This window comes from Citrobacter freundii complex sp. CFNIH9, from assembly GCF_002903305.1.
Taxonomy (GTDB): domain Bacteria; phylum Pseudomonadota; class Gammaproteobacteria; order Enterobacterales; family Enterobacteriaceae; genus Citrobacter; species Citrobacter portucalensis.
Genome location: NZ_CP026238.1, coordinates 1,423,267 through 1,443,606, shown reverse-complemented (window position 1 = coordinate 1,443,606; position 20,340 = coordinate 1,423,267). Strand labels below are relative to the sequence as shown.

The 20,340-nt window shown below is 52.8% G+C and carries 20 protein-coding genes; 18 read left to right on the top strand and 2 right to left on the bottom strand.

Features of this window, described 5'->3' with window-relative positions:
- Positions 1 to 33: 33 nt before the first annotated feature.
- From C2U43_RS07220 to rihA, 9 genes are all read left to right on the top strand, one after another.
- Positions 34 to 1,080 (top strand): PhoH family protein, encoded by a 1,047-nt coding sequence (locus C2U43_RS07220; protein WP_003022776.1) that lies wholly within the window; start codon positions 34 to 36, stop codon positions 1,078 to 1,080.
- Positions 1,077 to 1,544 (top strand): rRNA maturation RNase YbeY, encoded by a 468-nt coding sequence (gene ybeY / locus C2U43_RS07215; protein ID WP_003831323.1) that lies wholly within the window; start codon positions 1,077 to 1,079, stop codon positions 1,542 to 1,544. Before C2U43_RS07220 ends, ybeY begins: the two co-directional genes overlap by 4 nt.
- A 129-nt stretch (positions 1,545 to 1,673) precedes the next feature.
- Positions 1,674 to 2,552 carry a CNNM family magnesium/cobalt transport protein CorC gene (corC, locus tag C2U43_RS07210; RefSeq protein ID WP_003022770.1) on the top strand — a complete coding sequence of 293 codons (879 nt, stop codon included), beginning with the start codon at positions 1,674 to 1,676 and terminating at the stop codon, positions 2,550 to 2,552.
- A gap of 24 nt (positions 2,553 to 2,576) precedes the next feature.
- Positions 2,577 to 4,115 carry an apolipoprotein N-acyltransferase gene (gene lnt / locus C2U43_RS07205; protein ID WP_103284878.1) on the top strand — a complete coding sequence of 513 codons (1,539 nt, stop codon included), beginning with the start codon at positions 2,577 to 2,579 and terminating at the stop codon, positions 4,113 to 4,115.
- A 411-nt stretch (positions 4,116 to 4,526) separates the two neighbouring features.
- Positions 4,527 to 5,435 carry a glutamate/aspartate ABC transporter substrate-binding protein GltI gene (gltI, locus tag C2U43_RS07200; RefSeq protein WP_003831318.1) on the top strand — a complete coding sequence of 303 codons (909 nt, stop codon included), beginning with the start codon at positions 4,527 to 4,529 and terminating at the stop codon, positions 5,433 to 5,435.
- 159 nt (positions 5,436 to 5,594) lie between these two features.
- On the top strand, positions 5,595 to 6,335 hold the full coding sequence (gene gltJ / locus C2U43_RS07195) for a glutamate/aspartate ABC transporter permease GltJ (RefSeq protein ID WP_003831316.1): 741 nt from the start codon (positions 5,595 to 5,597) through the stop codon (positions 6,333 to 6,335).
- Positions 6,335 to 7,009, top strand: coding sequence for a glutamate/aspartate ABC transporter permease GltK (gltK, locus tag C2U43_RS07190; protein WP_048214691.1), 675 nt, complete (start codon positions 6,335 to 6,337; stop codon positions 7,007 to 7,009). The genes gltJ and gltK overlap by 1 nt, the downstream gene beginning before the upstream one ends.
- Positions 7,009 to 7,734: a glutamate/aspartate ABC transporter ATP-binding protein GltL gene (gene gltL, locus C2U43_RS07185; RefSeq protein WP_003022754.1), complete on the top strand. Its 726-nt coding sequence runs from the start codon at positions 7,009 to 7,011 to the stop codon at positions 7,732 to 7,734. Before gltK ends, gltL begins: the two co-directional genes overlap by 1 nt.
- 116 nt (positions 7,735 to 7,850) lie before the next feature.
- Positions 7,851 to 8,786, top strand: a complete 936-nt coding sequence (rihA, locus tag C2U43_RS07180) for a pyrimidine-specific ribonucleoside hydrolase RihA (RefSeq protein ID WP_103284877.1) — start codon at positions 7,851 to 7,853, stop codon at positions 8,784 to 8,786.
- A 96-nt stretch (positions 8,787 to 8,882) separates the two neighbouring features.
- On the opposite strand, the gene C2U43_RS07175 is transcribed toward rihA, so the two are convergent.
- Entirely contained in the window at positions 8,883 to 9,365 is a 483-nt protein-coding gene (locus C2U43_RS07175; protein ID WP_003022748.1) for a zinc ribbon-containing protein, read from the bottom strand.
- Between the two features lie 235 nt (positions 9,366 to 9,600).
- Between C2U43_RS07175 and leuS the strand changes: the two genes are divergently transcribed.
- The 4 genes from leuS to nadD are packed head-to-tail and all read left to right on the top strand — an operon-like array spanning position 9,601 to position 14,471.
- Positions 9,601 to 12,183 carry a leucine--tRNA ligase gene (gene leuS / locus C2U43_RS07170; RefSeq protein WP_103284876.1) on the top strand — a complete coding sequence of 861 codons (2,583 nt, stop codon included), beginning with the start codon at positions 9,601 to 9,603 and terminating at the stop codon, positions 12,181 to 12,183.
- Positions 12,184 to 12,197: 14 nt separating this feature from the next.
- Complete coding sequence (lptE, locus tag C2U43_RS07165; RefSeq protein WP_103284875.1) at positions 12,198 to 12,797, top strand: LPS assembly lipoprotein LptE; 600 nt, start codon at positions 12,198 to 12,200, stop codon at positions 12,795 to 12,797.
- Positions 12,797 to 13,828: a DNA polymerase III subunit delta gene (gene holA, locus C2U43_RS07160; protein ID WP_103284874.1), complete on the top strand. Its 1,032-nt coding sequence runs from the start codon at positions 12,797 to 12,799 to the stop codon at positions 13,826 to 13,828. Before lptE ends, holA begins: the two co-directional genes overlap by 1 nt.
- Before the next feature lies 1 nt (position 13,829).
- On the top strand, positions 13,830 to 14,471 hold the full coding sequence (gene nadD, locus C2U43_RS07155; protein ID WP_103015104.1) for a nicotinate-nucleotide adenylyltransferase: 642 nt from the start codon (positions 13,830 to 13,832) through the stop codon (positions 14,469 to 14,471).
- On the opposite strand, the gene cobD is transcribed toward nadD, so the two are convergent.
- Positions 14,446 to 15,540: a threonine-phosphate decarboxylase CobD gene (cobD, locus tag C2U43_RS07150; protein WP_103285970.1), complete on the bottom strand. Its 1,095-nt coding sequence runs from the start codon at positions 15,538 to 15,540 to the stop codon at positions 14,446 to 14,448. The genes nadD and cobD overlap by 26 nt on opposite strands.
- A gap of 96 nt (positions 15,541 to 15,636) precedes the next feature.
- On the opposite strand from cobD, the gene C2U43_RS07145 reads away from it, so the two are divergent.
- The 5 genes from C2U43_RS07145 (at position 15,637) to mrdB (ending at position 20,338) form a co-directional block, all read left to right on the top strand.
- Positions 15,637 to 16,248 carry an adenosylcobalamin/alpha-ribazole phosphatase gene (locus C2U43_RS07145; protein WP_103284873.1) on the top strand — a complete coding sequence of 204 codons (612 nt, stop codon included), beginning with the start codon at positions 15,637 to 15,639 and terminating at the stop codon, positions 16,246 to 16,248.
- 254 nt (positions 16,249 to 16,502) lie between these two features.
- Positions 16,503 to 16,820 carry a ribosome silencing factor gene (gene rsfS, locus C2U43_RS07140; RefSeq protein ID WP_003022728.1) on the top strand — a complete coding sequence of 106 codons (318 nt, stop codon included), beginning with the start codon at positions 16,503 to 16,505 and terminating at the stop codon, positions 16,818 to 16,820.
- Positions 16,821 to 16,823: 3 nt separating this feature from the next.
- Complete coding sequence (rlmH, locus tag C2U43_RS07135; protein WP_003022725.1) at positions 16,824 to 17,291, top strand: 23S rRNA (pseudouridine(1915)-N(3))-methyltransferase RlmH; 468 nt, start codon at positions 16,824 to 16,826, stop codon at positions 17,289 to 17,291.
- 30 nt (positions 17,292 to 17,321) lie between these two features.
- On the top strand, positions 17,322 to 19,223 hold the full coding sequence (gene mrdA, locus C2U43_RS07130; protein WP_103284872.1) for a peptidoglycan DD-transpeptidase MrdA: 1,902 nt from the start codon (positions 17,322 to 17,324) through the stop codon (positions 19,221 to 19,223).
- 2 nt (positions 19,224 to 19,225) lie between these two features.
- On the top strand, positions 19,226 to 20,338 hold the full coding sequence (gene mrdB, locus C2U43_RS07125) for a peptidoglycan glycosyltransferase MrdB (protein WP_003022718.1): 1,113 nt from the start codon (positions 19,226 to 19,228) through the stop codon (positions 20,336 to 20,338).
- Positions 20,339 to 20,340: the final 2 nt, after the last annotated feature.

Genomic DNA, 20,340 nt, shown 5'->3' with positions numbered 1-20,340 from the left:
AGCGTCCGGCGAGACATGCTTAAGAGGAACAGTTTGAACATAGACACTCGCGAAATCACCCTTGAACCCGCAGACAACGCCCGCCTGTTGAGCCTTTGCGGCCCATTTGATGACAACATCAAACAGCTGGAACGTCGCCTCGGCATCGAAATTAACCGCCGTGACAACCACTTTAAACTGACCGGTCGTCCAATTTGCGTCACCGCTGCGGCAGATATTTTACGTAGCCTGTACGTCGATACCGCCCCAATGCGCGGTCAGACGCAGGACATCGAGCCTGAACAAATTCATCTGGCGATCAAAGAAGCGCGTGTGCTTGAGCAAAGCGCAGACAGCGTGCCTGAATTTGGCAAAGCGGTGAACATCAAAACCAAGCGTGGAGTAATTAAGCCGCGCACGCCGAACCAGGCACAGTACATTGCGAATATCCTCGACCACGACATCACATTTGGCGTTGGCCCTGCGGGTACGGGTAAAACGTATCTCGCGGTTGCCGCTGCGGTTGATGCGCTTGAGCGTCAGGAGATCCGTCGCATTCTGCTGACCCGTCCGGCAGTGGAAGCGGGCGAAAAACTGGGATTCCTGCCAGGAGATCTCAGCCAGAAAGTCGATCCGTATTTACGACCGCTGTATGACGCGCTTTTCGAAATGCTCGGCTTTGAAAAGGTTGAAAAGCTGATTGAGCGTAACGTCATTGAAGTTGCGCCACTGGCCTATATGCGCGGTCGTACGTTGAACGATGCGTTCATCATTCTTGATGAAAGCCAGAACACCACCATCGAACAGATGAAAATGTTCCTGACCCGTATCGGCTTTAACTCCAAAGCGGTCATCACTGGCGATATCACCCAGATTGACCTGCCGCGTAGCACCAAATCCGGTCTGCGTCATGCCATTGAAGTGCTGGCTGAAGTCGACGAAATTAGTTTTAATTTCTTCCATAGCGAAGACGTGGTGCGCCACCCGGTGGTCGCCCGTATCGTCACGGCGTATGAAGCCTGGGAAGAAGCAGAACAGAAACGCAAAGCCGAGCAGGCTGCAGAACGCAAGCGCGAAGCTCAGGAGCAGGAACAAAAATGAGTCAGGTTATCCTCGATTTACAGCTGGCATGTGAAGACGAATCCGGTTTGCCAACAGAAAGTCAGTTTCAGGGCTGGCTGGATGCGGTGATCCCCCAATTTCAGGAAGAATCTGAAGTGACGATTCGTCTGGTCGATGACGCGGAAAGCCACGACCTGAACCTAACCTATCGCGGGAAGGATAAATCCACCAACGTGCTCTCTTTCCCATTTGAAGCCCCGCCGGGCATTGAGATGCCGCTACTGGGCGATTTGATCATCTGCCGTCAGGTGGTTGAGAAAGAAGCGCAGGAGCAAGGCAAACCGCTTGAGGCCCACTGGGCACACATGGTGGTGCACGGTAGCCTGCATTTACTCGGCTACGACCATATTGAAGACGATGAAGCGGAAGAGATGGAATCCCTCGAAACAGAGATTATGCTTGCTCTGGGCTATGAGGATCCGTACATTGCCGAGAAAGAGTAAGCATTTCGACATCTTGTAGGCCTGATAAGGCCTACAAGGTTTGAAGTACAATGAAGAGATATGCCGTCAACAGCTGAGTAAACGCATGACGCGCTTTGTATTAACTAACATGAGAACCCATACGACGCCATGAGCGACGACAATTCACACAGTAGTGACACCTTAAACAGCAAAAAGGGATTTTTTTCCCTGTTACTGAGCCAACTTTTCCACGGTGAACCGAAAAACCGCGACGAACTGTTGGAGCTGATCCGTGATTCCGGGCAAAACGACCTTATCGATGAAGATACGCGCGATATGCTCGAAGGGGTAATGGATATTGCGGACCAACGCGTTCGCGACATCATGATCCCTCGCTCCCAGATGATTACCCTGAAACGCAACCAAACTCTGGACGAATGCCTCGATGTCATTATCGAGTCTGCCCACTCGCGTTTCCCGGTAATTAGCGAAGACAAGGATCACATTGAAGGGATTCTGATGGCCAAAGATCTGCTGCCATTTATGCGTAGCGATGCCGAAGCCTTCAGCATGGAGAAAGTGTTACGCCAGGCGGTTGTCGTCCCTGAAAGCAAGCGGGTTGACCGCATGCTGAAAGAGTTCCGCTCCCAGCGTTATCATATGGCTATCGTCATCGACGAGTTTGGCGGTGTCTCAGGTCTGGTGACCATTGAGGACATCCTTGAACTGATTGTCGGTGAAATTGAAGATGAGTACGACGAAGAAGACGATATTGATTTCCGTCAGCTCAGTCGCCACACCTGGACTATTCGTGCGCTGGCGCCGATTGAAGACTTCAATGAAGCTTTCGGCACGCATTTCAGCGATGAAGAAGTGGATACCATTGGCGGGTTGGTCATGCAGGCCTTCGGTCATCTGCCCGCGCGTGGAGAGACCATCGACATTGATGGTTACCAGTTCAAAGTGGCAATGGCCGACAGCCGTCGTATTATTCAGGTTCATGTCAGAATTCCGGACGACTCACCCCAGCCCAAACTGGACGAATAAACCCGAAACTGGATCTAAGACTACATGGCATTTGCCCCTTTAATTGAACGCCAGCGCATTCGCCTGCTGCTGGCGTTATTATTCGGTGCCTGCGGGACACTGGCTTTCTCACCGTATGACATCTGGCCCGCTGCGATTGTTTCGCTGATGGGCCTGCAGGCTCTCACCTTCAACCGCCGTCCGCTCCAGTCTGCCGCTATCGGCTATTTCTGGGGACTGGGACTGTTTGGCTCAGGCATCAACTGGGTTTACGTCAGTATCGCGCAGTTTGGCGGTATGCCGGGCCCCGTTAACGTCTTCCTCGTGGTTCTGCTTGCTGCTTACCTTTCCCTCTACACTGGCCTGTTTGCCGGCGTTTTGGCGCGTCTGTGGCCGAAAACTACCTGGACACGTGTAGCGATTGCCGCGCCGGTAGTCTGGCAAATCACTGAATTTCTACGCGGCTGGGTACTGACCGGTTTTCCGTGGTTGCAATTCGGCTACAGCCAGATCGACGGTCCGTTAAAAGGGCTGGCGCCGGTAATGGGCGTTGAGGCGATAAACTTCCTGCTGATGATGGTTAGCGGCCTGCTGGCACTTGCACTGGTAACGCGTAACTGGAAGCCGCTGGCTGCCGCCGTGGTGCTTTTCGCTCTGCCCTTCCCGCTACGTTATATTCAGTGGTACACGCTGGAGCCGGAAAAAACCACCCAGGTCTCGATGGTGCAGGGTGACATCCCGCAGTCGCTCAAATGGGATGAAGGCCAGTTACTCAACACCCTGAAGATTTATCTCGACGCCACCCAGCCTGAGATGGGCAAATCACAGCTCATCATCTGGCCAGAATCCGCTATTCCGGACCTGGAAATTAACCAGCAGCGTTTTCTGAGTATGATGGATGACCTGCTGAAATCGAAAAATAGCACGCTGATTACCGGTATTGTAGACGCGCGTCTGAACAAGCAGAATCGTTACGACACTTACAACACCATCATCACACTGGGTAAAGACAACCCATACAGCTACGACTCCAGCAACCGCTACAACAAAAACCATCTGGTACCGTTTGGCGAGTTTGTCCCGCTGGAATCTATCCTGCGCCCGCTAGCGCCATTCTTTGACCTGCCAATGTCTTCGTTCAGCCGCGGTCCTTATGTACAGCCACAGTTGCATGCACACGGCTTTAAGCTGACCGCTGCCATCTGCTACGAAATCATTCTTGGCGAACAGGTACGGGATAACTTCCGCCCGGATACGGACTACCTGCTGACTATCTCTAACGATGCATGGTTTGGTAAATCTATTGGCCCGTGGCAGCACTTCCAGATGGCGCGTATGCGTTCCCTGGAGCTGGCGCGACCTCTGCTGCGTAGCACCAACAACGGTATTACGGCGGTGATTGGTCCACAGGGCGAAGTTCAGGCGATGATCCCGCAGTTTACCCGTCAGGTGCTGACCACCAGCGTGACGCCAACGACGGGCTTAACCCCTTATGCCCGTACCGGAAACTGGCCGCTCTGGCTGCTAACCGCGCTGTTTGGCTTTGGCGCAGTGGTAATGAGTCTGCGTCAACGTCGTAAGTAAAACAGTGCCCCATCAAATGCAGGCCGGATAAGGCGGTACGCCGCCATCCGGCAGTTGTGCAGCATCGTGCCTGATGGCGCTACGCTTATCAGGCCTACTTCCCCCTCCCAAAGACCATTCTGGCACGTCTATTGCTTTGTTCTACAAGGCAAACGCTGTTTTGGCTGAATGTGCAACCTGGTCGCACCAAAGTTGAGCGCCGGTAGCACCTGAAAAGTGCAACAAGATATTTTTGCCCCCAAATGGTGCGGCGCACTTCGCAAAAATAAACAATAACACAGCAAATTCTTTACATTCATCCAAACTAAATGTTAACAAACACATACAAGACTGCACGTTTTAGTAGCAAACAATAACAACATCACAATGGGTATCAATGCGTCCCTGGCGCAGACGATAAAGGAGTTGGATATGCAATTACGTAAGCTCGCCACTGCCATGCTGGTCATGGGAATGTCCGCCGGTCTGGCGCACGCAGAAGACGCAGCACCAGCGGCAGGCAGCACGCTGGATAAGATCGCCAAAAATGGCGTGATCGTTGTCGGCCACCGTGAATCATCAGTACCGTTTTCTTACTACGATAATCAGCAAAAAGTGGTCGGTTATTCACAGGATTACTCCAACGCGATCGTTGACGCCGTGAAGAAAAAGCTGAACAAGCCTGATCTGCAGGTGAAACTGATCCCGATTACTTCACAAAACCGTATCCCGCTGCTGCAAAACGGCACCTTCGATTTTGAATGTGGATCCACCACCAACAACGTCGAGCGCCAAAAACAAGCCGCTTTCTCTGACACCATTTTCGTTGTCGGCACCCGTCTGCTGGCGAAAAAAGGCGGCGACGTCAAAGATTTCGCCGATCTGAAAGGTAAAGCCGTAGTCGTGACTTCGGGTACCACCTCCGAAGTTCTGCTGCACAAGCTGAATGAAGAACAAAAAATGGATATGCGCATCATCAGCGCGAAAGACCACGGTGACTCTTTCCGTACTCTGGAAAGCGGTCGTGCCGTTGCCTTTATGATGGATGACGCCCTGCTGGCTGGCGAGCGCGCGAAAGCGAAGAAACCAGACAACTGGGAGATCGTCGGCAAGCCACAGTCTCAGGAAGCCTACGGCTGTATGTTGCGCAAAGATGATCCTGAGTTCAAAAAGCTGATGGACGACACTATCGCCAAGGCGCAAACCTCAGGCGAAGCTGAGAAATGGTTTGATAAGTGGTTTAAAAACCCAATTCCGCCGAAGAACCTGAACATGAATTTCGAACTGTCAGACGAGATGAAAGCCCTGTTCAAAGAACCAAATGATAAAGCGCTTAACTAACTAAAATAAATGGGAGGCTTCCCCTCCCTCTCGATTGTTACTCGGCACGGACAGACTATAAGCCTGATGGTCGTTCCCCATCAGGCCTGAAAACCGCAAAACGCCGAATAACAATCTTCGAGGGTAGCGCTGCTACCCTTTTTTTTCTGGAGTAGATTTATGTCTATAGACTGGAACTGGGGTATTTTTTTACAACAAGCCCCGTTCGGCAACACCACCTATCTCGGCTGGCTCTGGAGTGGTTTCCAGGTCACTGTCGCGTTATCCATCACCGCCTGGATTATCGCTTTCCTCATAGGCTCTTTATTCGGCATCTTACGTACCGTTCCAAATCGTTTCCTTTCTGGGATCGGCACGCTGTACGTTGAGCTGTTTCGTAACGTTCCGCTCATCGTCCAGTTTTTTACCTGGTATCTGGTTATTCCGGAACTGCTGCCGGAAAACATTGGGATGTGGTTCAAGGCTGAGTTGGATCCCAACATCCAGTTCTTCCTCTCATCAATGCTTTGTCTGGGGCTGTTTACCGCCGCGCGCGTCTGCGAACAGGTTCGCGCCGCTATTCAGTCTCTGCCTCGTGGGCAGAAAAACGCCGCACTGGCGATGGGGCTGACGTTACCGCAGGCCTACCGCTATGTTCTGTTGCCAAACGCATACCGCGTGATTGTTCCGCCAATGACCTCAGAGATGATGAACCTGGTGAAGAACTCCGCGATCGCCTCCACCATCGGCCTGGTCGATATGGCGGCACAGGCGGGCAAACTGCTGGATTACTCCGCCCACGCATGGGAATCGTTTACCGCTATCACTCTGGCTTACGTGCTGATTAACGCCGTCATCATGCTGGTGATGAATCTCGTTGAACGTAAAATCCGCCTGCCTGGCAATTTGGGAGGCAAATAATGTACGAATTTGACTGGAGTTCTATCATCCCTTCCCTGCCGTATCTGCTGGACGGGCTGATGATCACGCTGAAAATCACCGTTACGGCGGTAGTCATTGGTATCGTATGGGGAACTATCCTGGCCGTCATGCGTCTGTCCAGCTTCGCGCCGATAGCCTGGTTTGCGAAAGGCTACGTCAACGTATTTCGTTCTATTCCGCTGGTCATGGTGCTGCTGTGGTTCTACCTGATTGTGCCCGGCTTCCTGCAAAACGTACTGGGTCTGTCGCCAAAAACCGATATTCGCCTGATCTCAGCAATGGTCGCGTTTTCGATGTTTGAAGCCGCGTACTATTCCGAGATTATCCGTGCCGGTATCCAGAGTATTTCTCGTGGGCAATCCAGCGCCGCGCTGGCGCTAGGGATGACCCACTGGCAGTCGATGAAGCTCATTATTCTGCCGCAGGCATTCCGCGCGATGGTACCGCTGCTGCTAACCCAGGGCATCGTACTCTTCCAGGATACCTCGCTGGTCTATGTATTAAGTCTGGCAGACTTCTTCCGTACCGCCTCCACCATTGGCGAGCGTGACGGCACACAGGTTGAAATGATCCTGTTTGCTGGCGCCGTTTATTTTGTATTCAGTCTGAGCGCATCGTTGTTGGTCAGCTATTTGAAGAAAAGGACAGTTTAATGATTACCCTGAAAAATGTTTCTAAATGGTATGGTCACTTTCAGGTGCTGACCGACTGCTCCACGGAAGTGAAAAAAGGGGAAGTGGTTGTGGTCTGCGGCCCGTCAGGTTCCGGTAAATCAACGCTTATCAAAACGGTGAACGGGCTGGAGCCGGTACAACAAGGCGTCATCACCGTTGATGGTACCGTGGTGAACGACAAAAAAACCGATCTGGCCAAACTGCGCTCTCGCGTTGGTATGGTGTTCCAGCACTTTGAACTGTTCCCTCACCTGTCGATCATTGAGAACCTGACTCTGGCGCAGGTAAAAGTGCTCAAGCGCGATAAAAAGCCGGCCCGCGACAAAGCGCAAAAGTTACTGGAACGCGTTGGTCTGTCAGCACATGCGGAGAAGTTTCCAGCTCAGCTCTCAGGGGGCCAGCAACAGCGTGTCGCTATCGCCCGAGCGCTGTGCATGGATCCTATCGCCATGCTGTTTGACGAACCGACCTCGGCGCTTGATCCTGAAATGATCAACGAAGTACTGGATGTTATGGTTGAACTGGCCAATGAAGGGATGACCATGATGGTGGTTACCCACGAAATGGGCTTTGCGCGTAAAGTGGCGAACCGGGTGATCTTCATGGATGAAGGGAAAATTGTTGAAGACTCACCGAAAGAAGAGTTCTTCGCTAATCCGAAATCGGACCGCGCCAAAGACTTCCTCGCGAAAATACTGCACTAATCTTGCTGGCGCGCACCTCCATGTGCGCGCCACCTCACGCTTTATCCCTTCGCCTCTCGAAACACATACAGCCCAGCGTTAACCTTGTCACAAAGTCCCACTTACAAGGAGCAACAATGGCACTTCCTATCCTGTTTGATTGCGATCCGGGTCATGACGACGCTATCGCAATTGTGCTCGCCCTCGCCTCACCAGAACTGGATGTGAAAGCGATAACCTCATCAGCCGGTAACCAGACACCTGACAAAACGCTGCGTAACGTGTTGCGCATGTTAACGTTGCTCAACCGTACGGATATACCAGTAGCTGGTGGCGCAGTGAAACCACTAATGCGCGATCTGATTATCGCCGATAACGTTCACGGCGAGAGTGGGCTGGATGGCCCGGCGCTGCCGGAACCCACTTTTGCGCCACAAGACTGTACCGCCGTGGAACTGATGGCGAAAACCCTGCGTGAAAGCCCGGAACTGATGACCATTGTCTCCACCGGGCCGCAGACTAACGTCGCATTGCTTCTGAATAGCCATCCTGAGCTGCACGCCAAAATCGCCCGTATCGTAATTATGGGTGGTGCGATGGGCCTCGGAAACTGGACGCCCGCCGCCGAGTTCAATATTTTCGTGGATCCTGAAGCCGCTGAAATCGTATTCCAGTCTGGCATTCCAGTGGTGATGGCTGGTCTGGACGTCACGCATAAAGCGCAAATACATCGCGAAGATACCGAGCGGTTCCGCGCTATCGGCAACCCTGTTTCGACGATCGTGGCTGAACTACTCGACTTCTTCTTTGAGTATCATAAAGATGAAAAATGGGGATTCATCGGCGCGCCACTGCATGATCCATGCACCATTGCCTGGCTACTGAAACCTGAACTGTTTACCACCGTTGAACGCTGGGTCGGCGTGGAAACTCAGGGTAAATATACCCAGGGAATGACCGTGGTGGATTACTACTCCCTGAGCGGCAATAAGCCAAACGCCACCGTAATGGTAGACGTGGATCGCGAAGGGTTTGTCGATTTGCTGGCAGAACGGCTGAAGTTTTACGCCTAATACACGCCGGATGGCGCTAACGCTTATCCGGCCTACAAAATCGTGCAATTTGTAGGCCGGATAAGACCCTTTGCGTCGCCATCCGGCAATAAGCGATCACGGCTCAAACGGTCGGCGCTGAAACTGATCGTGTCCGCATTTCGGACACAGTGGCAGCACATCTGGGGTGTAAACCGCTAAATGGAAGTGGCACTTCTCGCAGACCAGATTACCTAATCCGACCACCTCACCGCTGTGATAAACCCCGTGATGACTGAGGTCCTGGAACACCTCGCGCCATTCGAGCTGGGTTTTATCTGTAATATCGGCCAGTTCCTGCCAGATACTCTCCTTGATAACCCGCATAAAGACGCTGTCTGTCTCCTCATCGAGACTTTCTTCATAGCTCAGAGCAAACTCTTCCAGGTCGCGTCTGACGGCCCGGGTGAGCTCTTCCACCTCGGTTCGCGTTAACTCCCCGGTCTGCATAACTCGTTGACGCGCCTGCTCCACCAACGCATCAATATCGCGTTCGCCATTACGCAGACGTTCGCTCAGTGAAGCCACCAGTTCACGGTAATATTGAGCAACCTTGTTCATCGCTTCGCCTCCTGGGTCGTTAACTGTCTATAATAATAGACGTTATTTACGCTACGCTTTGCAAGACTGTCCACAGAGTGTGTAAATTCGTGCAAGAATTATCCTTGCGGGAATTCAACGCTGAATGCGCGAAAGGCTGTTTTGGCGCGGGCGTTTGGGCTATGCTATGCGGATCTGAAACACCACATCTAAAGCTACGTTTGTAGCTGTATTGAAAACAGGACCACTGGCTGCCATGCAAGAGCAATACCGCCCGGAAGAGATAGAATCCAAAGTACAGCTTCACTGGGATGAGAAGCGCACATTTGAAGTTACCGAAGACGAGAGCAAAGAGAAGTATTACTGCCTGTCTATGCTTCCCTATCCTTCTGGTCGACTACACATGGGCCACGTACGTAACTACACCATCGGTGACGTGATCGCCCGCTACCAGCGCATGCTGGGCAAAAACGTACTGCAGCCAATTGGCTGGGATGCGTTCGGTCTGCCTGCAGAAGGCGCTGCGGTTAAAAACAATACCGCACCAGCACCGTGGACGTACGACAACATCGCATACATGAAAAACCAGCTCAAAATGCTGGGTTTCGGTTACGACTGGAGCCGTGAGCTGGCGACCTGCACCCCGGAATACTACCGTTGGGAACAGAAATTCTTCACCGAGCTGTACAAAAAAGGCCTGGTGTACAAGAAAACGTCTGCGGTCAACTGGTGCCCGAACGACCAGACCGTACTGGCGAACGAACAGGTTATCGACGGCTGCTGCTGGCGTTGCGATACCAAAGTCGAGCGTAAAGAGATCCCACAGTGGTTCATCAAAATCACCGCTTACGCTGACGAACTGCTGCGTGACCTGGATAACCTGGATCACTGGCCTGACACCGTGAAAACGATGCAGCGCAACTGGATTGGCCGTTCTGAAGGCGTGGAAATCACCTTCGATGTGAACGGTTACGACAACACGCTAACCGTTTACACCACCCGCCCGGACACCTTTATGGGTGCGACCTATCTGGCCGTTGCCGCAGGTCACCCGCTGGCGCAGAAAGCTGCTGCAAATAACCCAGAACTGGCCGCCTTCATTGACGAATGCCGCAATACCAAGGTTGCTGAAGCCGAAATGGCAACCATGGAGAAGAAAGGCGTCGACACGGGCTTTAAAGCCGTTCACCCGCTGACTGGCGAAGAAATCCCCGTTTGGGCAGCAAACTTCGTCCTGATGGAATACGGTACGGGCGCAGTCATGGCCGTTCCGGGCCACGATCAGCGCGATTACGAGTTTGCGACAAAATATGGCCTGACCATCAAACCAGTAATTCTGACCGCTGAAGGCGCAGAGCCGGATCTGTCCGAACAAGCTCTGACCGAAAAAGGCGTGCTGTTTAACTCCGGCGAGTTTGACGACCTCGACTTCGAAGCTGCCTTCAACGCCATTGCTGACAAGCTGGTAGCCAAAGGCGTGGGTGAGCGTAAAGTGAACTACCGTCTGCGTGACTGGGGTGTTTCCCGTCAGCGGTACTGGGGTGCGCCAATTCCGATGGTGACGTTGGAAGACGGTACCGTACTGCCGACGCCAGAAGATCAGTTGCCGGTTATTCTGCCGGAAGACGTGGTTATGGACGGCATCACCAGCCCAATCAAAGCCGATCCGGAGTGGGCAAAAACCACCGTTAACGGCATGCCTGCGCTGCGCGAAACCGACACCTTCGATACCTTTATGGAATCCTCCTGGTACTACGCGCGCTACACCTGCCCGCAGTACAACGAAGGGATGCTGGATCCAGAAGCCGCAAACTACTGGCTGCCAGTTGATATCTACATTGGTGGTATTGAACACGCCATCATGCACCTGCTCTACTTCCGCTTCTTCCACAAGCTGATGCGCGATGCGGGCATGGTCAACTCTGACGAACCGGCCAAACAGCTGCTGTGCCAGGGTATGGTGCTGGCTGATGCGTTCTATTACGTTGGTGCAAACGGCGAGCGTAACTGGGTTTCTCCGGTTGATGCCATCGTTGAGCGCGACGAAAAAGGTCGTATCGTCAAAGCTCAGGACGCAGAAGGCCATGAACTGGTCTATACCGGCATGAGCAAAATGTCCAAGTCGAAAAATAACGGTATCGACCCGCAGGTTATGGTTGAACGTTACGGCGCTGACACGGTACGTCTGTTCATGATGTTCGCTTCTCCGGCTGATATGACGCTGGAATGGCAGGAATCCGGCGTTGAAGGGGCGAACCGCTTCCTGAAACGTGTATGGAAGCTGGTTTACGAACATACTTCCAAAGGCGATGTTGCTGCCCTGAACGTTGATGCGTTGAGCGAAGACCAAAAAGCGCTGCGTCGCGACGTACATAAAACCATTGCTAAAGTTACCGATGATATTGGTCGTCGTCAGACCTTTAACACCGCAATTGCGGCGATTATGGAGCTGATGAACAAGCTGGCGAAAGCACCGCAGGAAGACGAACAAGACAGAGCCCTGATGCAGGAAGCCTTACTGGCCGTCGTTCGCATGCTGAACCCGTTCACCCCACACGTTTGCTTCACGATGTGGGAAGCACTGAAAGGCGAAGGCGATATCGACAACGCACCGTGGCCGGTGGCGGACGAAGCGGCAATGGTTGAAGACTCAACGCTGGTTGTGGTTCAGGTAAACGGCAAAGTACGTGGCAAAATCACCGTTCCGGTAAACGCTACTGAAGAGCAGGTTCGTGAGCGTGCTGGCCAGGAGCATCTGGTAGCAAAATATCTTGATGGCGTTACCGTACGTAAAGTGATTTATGTACCGGGTAAACTCCTCAATCTGGTCGTTGGCTAAGCGCGGGAGGAAGCGTGCGACTTCTGACAACATTGTTGTTATCCCTGGCGGTGCTTGTCACCGCCGGATGTGGATGGCATCTGCGTAATACTACGCAGGTCCCACCCTCAATGAAAACCATGATTCTGGACTCTGGGGATCCAAACGGCCCATTAAGCCGCGCGGTTCGTAATCAGCTGCGTCTGAACGGCGTTACGCTGCTTGAAGACGGCTCAATGCGTAAAGATGTGACGTCCTTACGTCTTGGCGCGGTCAGCATTTCGCAGGATACGGCGTCGGTATTCCAGAACGGTCAAACGGCTGAATACCAGATGGTGATGTCCGTAAGTGCTACTGTGCTGATTCCAGGTCATGATATTTATCCAATCAGCGCCAAAGTTTATCGTTCGTTCTTTGACAACCCACAGGCTGCACTGGCGAAGGATAACGAGCAAGAGATGATCGTTAAAGAGATGTATGACAAAGCGGCTGAACAGTTAATTCGTAAGCTGCCAAGCGTACATCTGGCCGATACTCTGTCATCCAATGCTGATGATGATGCTAAGCCAGCGGCGACAAAAGCCGCAGAGCCTGCGTCATCTCCGGCGCGTGTTTCCACCACGCTGGGTAACTGATGCTCAAGTTGTACCCTGAACAACTCCGCGCACAGCTCAATGAGGGGCTGCGCGCGGCGTATTTGCTCTTAGGTAACGATCCTCTCTTGTTGCAGGAAAGCCAGGACGCTATCCGTCAGGCTGCCGCCACACAAGGGTTCGAAGAACACCACGCTTTCACCCTGGACAATAGCACCGACTGGGGAGAGATTTTTTCACTCTGCCAGGCAATGAGCCTGTTTGCCAGCCGTCAAACCCTACTTTTGCAGTTGCCTGAAAATGGCCCCAATGCCGCCATTAACGAACAGCTCGCTTCACTCGTCACACTGCTACATGACGACCTGCAGCTGATCGTTCGCGGCAACAAACTGACTAAAGCGCAGGAAAACGCCGCATGGTATACCGGACTTGCCAATAATGCGGTGCAGGTAAGCTGCCAGACGCCGGAGCAAGCACAGCTTCCTCGTTGGGTCGCCGCCAGAGCGAAGCTTAACAATCTACAACTGGATGACGCAGCCAATCAGCTGTTGTGCTATTGCTATGAAGGTAATCTGTTAGCGCTGGCGCAAGCGCTGGAACGGCTAGCATTGCTTTGGCCTGATGGCAAACTAACGCTGCCTCGCGTGGAGAAAGCCGTTAACGATGCCGCGCACTTTACCCCGTTCCATTGGGTGGATGCGCTGCTGATGGGCAAAAGCAAACGCGCGCTGCACATTCTGCAACAGTTACGCCTGGAAGGCAGTGAGCCGGTTATTTTGCTGCGCACGATACAGCGTGAATTACTGCTGTTGGTCAACTTAAAACGGCAGTCAGCCCATACGCCTTTACGCACGTTGTTTGATAAACACCGGGTGTGGCAAAATCGCCGGGGTATGATGGGAGACGCGCTAAACCGGCTGAATCCTGCGCAGTTGCGTCAGGCTGTAACGCTGTTAACGCGTACTGAAATTACGCTTAAACAAGACTATGGTCAGTCAGTGTGGGCGGAACTTGAGGGGCTTTCCCTGTTGCTCTGCCATAAATCGCTGGCCGATGTTTTTATTGATGGTTGATATGAAATCATTGCAGGCTCTGTTCGGTGGCACCTTTGATCCGGTGCATTATGGTCATCTTAAACCGGTTGAAATTCTGGCGAATCTGATTGGCCTTTCCCGGGTTATTATCATGCCCAATAATGTGCCGCCGCATCGTGCGCAACCCGAAGCGTCCGGCGAACAACGTCAACGCATGGTTGAACTGGCCATTGCCGATAAGCCGCTGTTCTCCCTTGATGAACGCGAACTGAAACGCGATACCGCCTCCTACACCGCGCAAACGCTCAAAGAGTGGCGCGAGGAGCAAGGACCGGACGTACCATTAGCGTTTATTATTGGCCAGGACTCACTGCTTACCTTTCCGTCCTGGCATGACTACCACACGATACTGGGTAACACCCACCTCATTGTCTGCCGACGTCCGGGCTATCCGCTCGAAATGGCGCAGGAAAAGCACCAGCAGTGGCTGGAGGATCATCTGACCCATTCGCCAGATGACCTGCACAACTTGCCTTGCGGGAAAATTTATCTGGCTGAAACGCCGTGGTTTAACATCTCCGCCACGCTCATCCGTGAGCGTCTGGAAAAAGGCGAGCCGTGCGACGACCTGATGCCAGCTGCAGTGCTTGACTATATCAATCAGCAGGGGTTGTACCGCTAAGCACCTTGCGTAGAGCCGCCAACAGGCTGTCATTCTCTTCCTGGCTGCGAACGGCTACCCGATAATAGCGCGCATCCAGCCCCGGATAATTAGCACAACTGCGAATCAAGACATGTTGTTCCAGCATTGCGCGTTGCAGATCAAAATTCGCCCGCTCGCAGCGCAATAAGCGATAATTTGCCCTGCCAGGATACACCGTCAGGCCGGGCAGTTCTTTCAACTGCCGATCAAACCTCGCGCCCTCTTGCTCCAGCCACTTCCACGTTGCCTGCTGATATGCGCTGTCGTGTAAAATAATCTCGCCTGCCAGTGCAGCAAATGCGTTAATTGACCACGGCATTTGTCGACGGCGCATCTGTGCCACAGCCTGTTCATTACTGTTGACCAGATACCCTAACCGCAACCCCGGTATCGCATAGAACTTGGTTAGCGAGCGCAGCACCCAAATATGCGGGTTATCACGAAGCAGCGGAATAAACCCCGGCTCCCCGGCAATAAAATCGATAAACGCTTCATCAAGGATCAGATTGATCCCAAGCAACTCACAACGCGCGGCTATTTCCCGCAGCAGGCGGTTATCGGGCAGCAAGCCAGTGGGATTGTTGGGCGTACAGAGAAACAGGCAGTCCAGCTCTGAGGTTAACGCATCGAGGATTGCATCGGTAAGCTGCCAGCCATCGTCTTCGCGTAGCGCAAACTCATGGATCGTACAGTCTCCCCATTGCAGCGCCCGACGATATTCAGCAAACCCGGGCGTCACGATCATCGCATGACGTGGTTTAAGACCTTGCACCAAAGTGAAAATCGACTCAGTCTCGCCGTTTCCGGCAAGTATCCATGAGGCAGGAATCTGATGATGCTCCGCCAGCGCCGCATGCAGTTTAGCGTAATCAACATCCGGGTAACGCTCCGCGCAGTCCAGGTTGTCGAGGATCGCGCGTTTTAAACTTGCCGGCATACCCAGCGGATTAATATTCGCGCTAAAATCCAACAATTGTTCAGGCGAGATGCCCAACAGTTCGGCGGCTTCTCGGGTATTGCCACCATGCGCGCTCTTCAATAAAGACATCGTGCCGCTCCACGCAAAAAAAGGTATTTTAGTGAAAAATCTCTGCGCAATCAGGGCAAACATCATGTTTTGTGCGAATAACCTCAAGAGGAAAAAATGAGACTCTGGTTAGTACGTCATGGAGAAACTGAAGCCAATGTCGCTGGTTTATACAGCGGCCATGCCCCCACACCGCTAACGGAACGGGGTATCGCTCAGGCGCAAACACTGGGTACGCTGTTACGCAATGTGCCTGTCGACAACGTTCTGTGCAGCGAGTTGGAACGTGCCCGCCATACAACGCAGTTGATCTTAGGCGATCGTGAGGTCCCTGTGCGCAACATGCCTGAGCTCAATGAGATGTTTTTTGGTGACTGGGAAATGCGCCATCATCGCGATCTGGCGCGAGAAGACGCCGAAAACTACGCCGTGTGGTGTAACGACTGGCAGAATGCGACGCCAACCAATGGTGAAGGCTTTCAGGCGTTTTCCCAGCGCGTGGAACGCTTTATTGCTCAGCTCGCTGATTACAAAACGTGCCAAAACCTGCTGGTGGTGAGCCATCAGGGTGTTCTGAGCGTGTTGATCGCCCGTCTGCTGTCCATGCCGGCTGCAGCAATGTGGCATTTTCGCATCGAACAAGGTTGCTGGAGCGCAATTGATTTTTGCGACAATTTTGCGGTTCTGAAAGTGCTCAACAGCCGGGCTGTATGGCACGACGGGGAGTGAACGCACTGTTTTTTCTGCCGAAGGGCTTCTCTCCCATTGACACCCCATGACAGGCTGTTATTCTCCGCAACCTGACTTTTCCCGCCCTTCAGAGCTTTGCAGAAATTGTTTTACAAAAATGGCGATGCATTCTGCGGCGTGGGGTGGGATGATAGCGCACTTCAAAAGCGCTTTCGGAGACATTTGTCCCGATATCGCCTCTGGTTCAGGTATACTAACAGACGTTTTTAACTCTTTTCACCCAGGGGGAACACTTGCAGGGTAAAGCACTTCAGGATTTTGTAATCGACAAAATTGATGACCTGAAAGGTCAAGACATCATCGCCTTAGACGTTCAGGGCAAATCCAGCATCACTGATTGCATGATTATCTGCACCGGCACGTCCAGCCGCCATGTAATGTCTATCGCAGACCACGTTGTTCAGGAGTCCCGCACTGCTGGTCTGCTGCCGCTCGGCGTAGAAGGCGAGAACGTTGCAGACTGGATCGTCGTTGACCTCGGTGATGTGATTGTCCACGTGATGCAGGAAGAAAGCCGTCGCCTGTATGAACTGGAAAAACTCTGGAGTTAATGCGTGAAGCTGCAACTTGTCGCTGTGGGTACGAAAATGCCTGACTGGGTGCAAACCGGGTTTACGGAGTATCTCCGTCGGTTTCCGAAAGATATGCCCTTTGAGCTGATCGAAATCCCGGCAGGAAAACGCGGCAAGAACGCGGATATTAAACGCATTCTCGACAAAGAGGGTGAGCAGATGCTGGCTGCCGCAGGCAAAAACCGCATCGTCACCCTTGATATCCCTGGTAAACCCTGGGACACGCCGCAGCTGGCGACTGAACTGGAACGCTGGAAACTGGACGGTCGTGACGTCAGTCTGTTGATTGGCGGGCCGGAAGGTCTCTCTCCTGCCTGTAAAGCGGCAGCGGAACAAAGCTGGTCACTCTCTGCGTTAACCCTTCCTCACCCTCTTGTTCGGGTTCTGGTCGCGGAGAGTCTGTACAGGGCGTGGAGCATCACCACCAACCATCCTTATCACCGTGAGTGATCATTGATTCTTGAGTAGATTAAGCAGCGGATGAAACTACAGAATTCTTTTCGCGACTATTCGGCTGAGTCCGCGCTGTTTGTGCGCCGGGCGCTGGTCGCTTTTTTGGGGATTTTGCTGCTCACCGGCGTGCTGATCGCCAACCTTTATAATCTGCAAATCGTTCGCTTTACTGATTATCAGACTCGCTCGAACGAAAACCGCATCAAACTGGTGCCTATCGCCCCCAGTCGCGGCATCATTTATGACCGTAACGGAATTCCACTCGCCCTTAACCGCACCATTTATCAGATAGAAATGATGCCGGAAAAGGTCGACAACGTTCAGGATACCCTCGACGCGCTGCGTAACGTCGTAGACCTGACGGACGACGACATTGCCGCCTTTAAAAAAGAGCGCGCCCGTTCACACCGCTTCACCTCCATTCCGGTAAAAACTAACCTCAGTGAAGTGCAGGTGGCACGGTTCGCCGTTAATCAATATCGCTTTCCCGGCGTCGAAGTTAAAGGCTATAAACGCCGCTATTACCCCTACGGCTCTGCGCTGACCCACGTCATTGGCTACGTATCGAAGATCAACGATAAAGACGTGGACCGCCTGGACAAAGACGGCAAGCTGGCCAACTACGCGGCGACGCACGACATCGGTAAATTGGGTATTGAACGCTACTATGAAGACGTACTTCACGGCCAGACGGGTTATGAAGAAGTTGAAGTGAACAACCGTGGCCGCGTCATTCGCCAACTGAAAGAAGTGGCGCCGCAGGCCGGGCACGATATCTATCTCACCCTTGACCTGAAACTCCAGCAGTACATCGAAACGCTGCTGGCGGGCAGTCGTGCCGCGGTGGTAGTCACCGACCCGCGTACCGGTGGCGTTCTCGCACTGGTGTCCATGCCGAGCTACGACCCGAACCTGTTTGTCGATGGTATCTCGAGTAAAGATTACTCCGGGTTGCTCAATGACCCGAATACCCCATTGGTTAACCGCGCAACTCAGGGTGTCTACCCTCCTGCTTCGACGGTTAAACCTTACGTCGCGGTTTCTGCATTAAGTGCAGGCGTCATCACCCGCAATACTGGTCTGTTCGATCCGGGCTGGTGGCAATTACCGGGCTCTGAAAAACGTTACCGCGACTGGAAAAAATGGGGGCACGGCCATCTGAACATCACCCGTTCTCTGGAAGAGTCGGCGGATACGTTTTTCTATCAAATCGCCTATGATATGGGGATAGACCGCCTTTCAGAGTGGATGAGCAAGTTTGGCTACGGTCAATATACGGGTATCGATCTTGCCGAAGAGCGCGCCGGAAACATGCCAACCCGCGAGTGGAAGCAAAAACGGTTCAAAAAGCCATGGTACCAGGGTGATACCATTCCGGTCGGCATCGGTCAGGGTTACTGGACAGCAACCCCTATCCAGATGAGTAAAGCGCTGATGATCCTTATCAACGACGGTTTGGTAAAAGTCCCGCATCTGCTGATGAGCACAGCAGAAAACGGCAAGCAAGTGCCGTGGATTCAGCCACACGAACCACCCGTTGGTGACATTCATTCCGGTTATTGGGAAATCGCAAAAGACGGCATGTACGGTGTAGCCAACCGTCCTAACGGTACTGCACACAAATATTTCGCTGGCGCACCTTACAAAATTGCGGCGAAATCCGGTACTGCACAGGTCTTTGGCCTGAAAGCCAATGAAACCTATAACGCACATAAGATCGCCGAGCGCTTACGTGACCACAAGCTGATGACGGCCTTCGCACCCTATGATAAGCCCCAGGTTGCTGTCGCCATAATTCTTGAGAACGGTGGCGCGGGCCCGGCTGAGGGTACCATTATGCGCCAGATCCTTGACCACATTATGTTGGGCGACAATAACACCAATCTGCCTGCAGAAAACCCCGCGGTTGCAGCAGCGGAGGACCAATAATCGTGACGGATAATCCGAACAAAAAAACATTCTGGGACAAAATCCACATCGATCCCACGATGTTGCTTATTTTGCTGGCGCTGCTGGTTTACAGCTCGCTGGTCATCTGGAGCGCCAGCGGCCAGGATATTGGCATGATGGAGCGCAAGGTCGGTCAGATCGCGATGGGCCTGGTCATCATGGTGGTGATGGCGCAAATCCCGCCCCGAGTTTATGAAGGCTGGGCTCCCTATCTCTACATCTTTTGCATCATTTTGTTGGTGGCAGTAGATGCCTTCGGCGCTATCTCCAAAGGCGCGCAGCGCTGGCTGGATTTGGGGATTGTGCGTTTTCAGCCTTCCGAAATCGCCAAGATTGCCGTGCCGCTGATGGTCGCGCGCTTCATCAACCGTGATGTTTGCCCGCCATCGCTAAAAAATACCGCTATTGCGTTGGTGTTGATATTTATGCCCACCCTGCTGGTGGCCGCCCAGCCAGACCTCGGAACTTCAATACTGGTCGCTCTTTCCGGTCTGTTTGTTCTGTTCCTTTCTGGTTTGAGCTGGCGTTTAATCGGTGTTGCGGTAGTCCTGGTTGCGGCGTTTATCCCGATACTGTGGTTCTTCCTGATGCATGATTATCAACGTCAGCGCGTCATGATGTTACTCGATCCGGAAACCGATCCGCTGGGTGCGGGTTATCACATCATTCAGTCTAAAATTGCTATTGGCTCCGGCGGTCTACGTGGTAAGGGCTGGCTACACGGTACGCAGTCACAGCTTGAGTTTTTACCCGAACGTCATACAGATTTTATCTTCGCGGTATTAGCGGAAGAACTGGGTCTGGTAGGGATCTTAATTCTGCTGGCGCTGTACATTTTGCTGATTATGCGTGGGTTATGGATCGCTGCCCACGCGCAAACCACCTTTGGTCGCGTCATGGCGGGTGGTTTAATGTTGATATTATTCGTTTATGTCTTCGTAAATATTGGTATGGTGAGCGGTATTCTGCCCGTGGTTGGCGTTCCTCTCCCACTGGTTAGTTACGGAGGCTCGGCACTTATCGTGCTGATGGCTGGGTTCGGGATTGTTATGTCGATCCATACCCATAGAAAAATGTTGTCGAAAAGCGTGTAAGG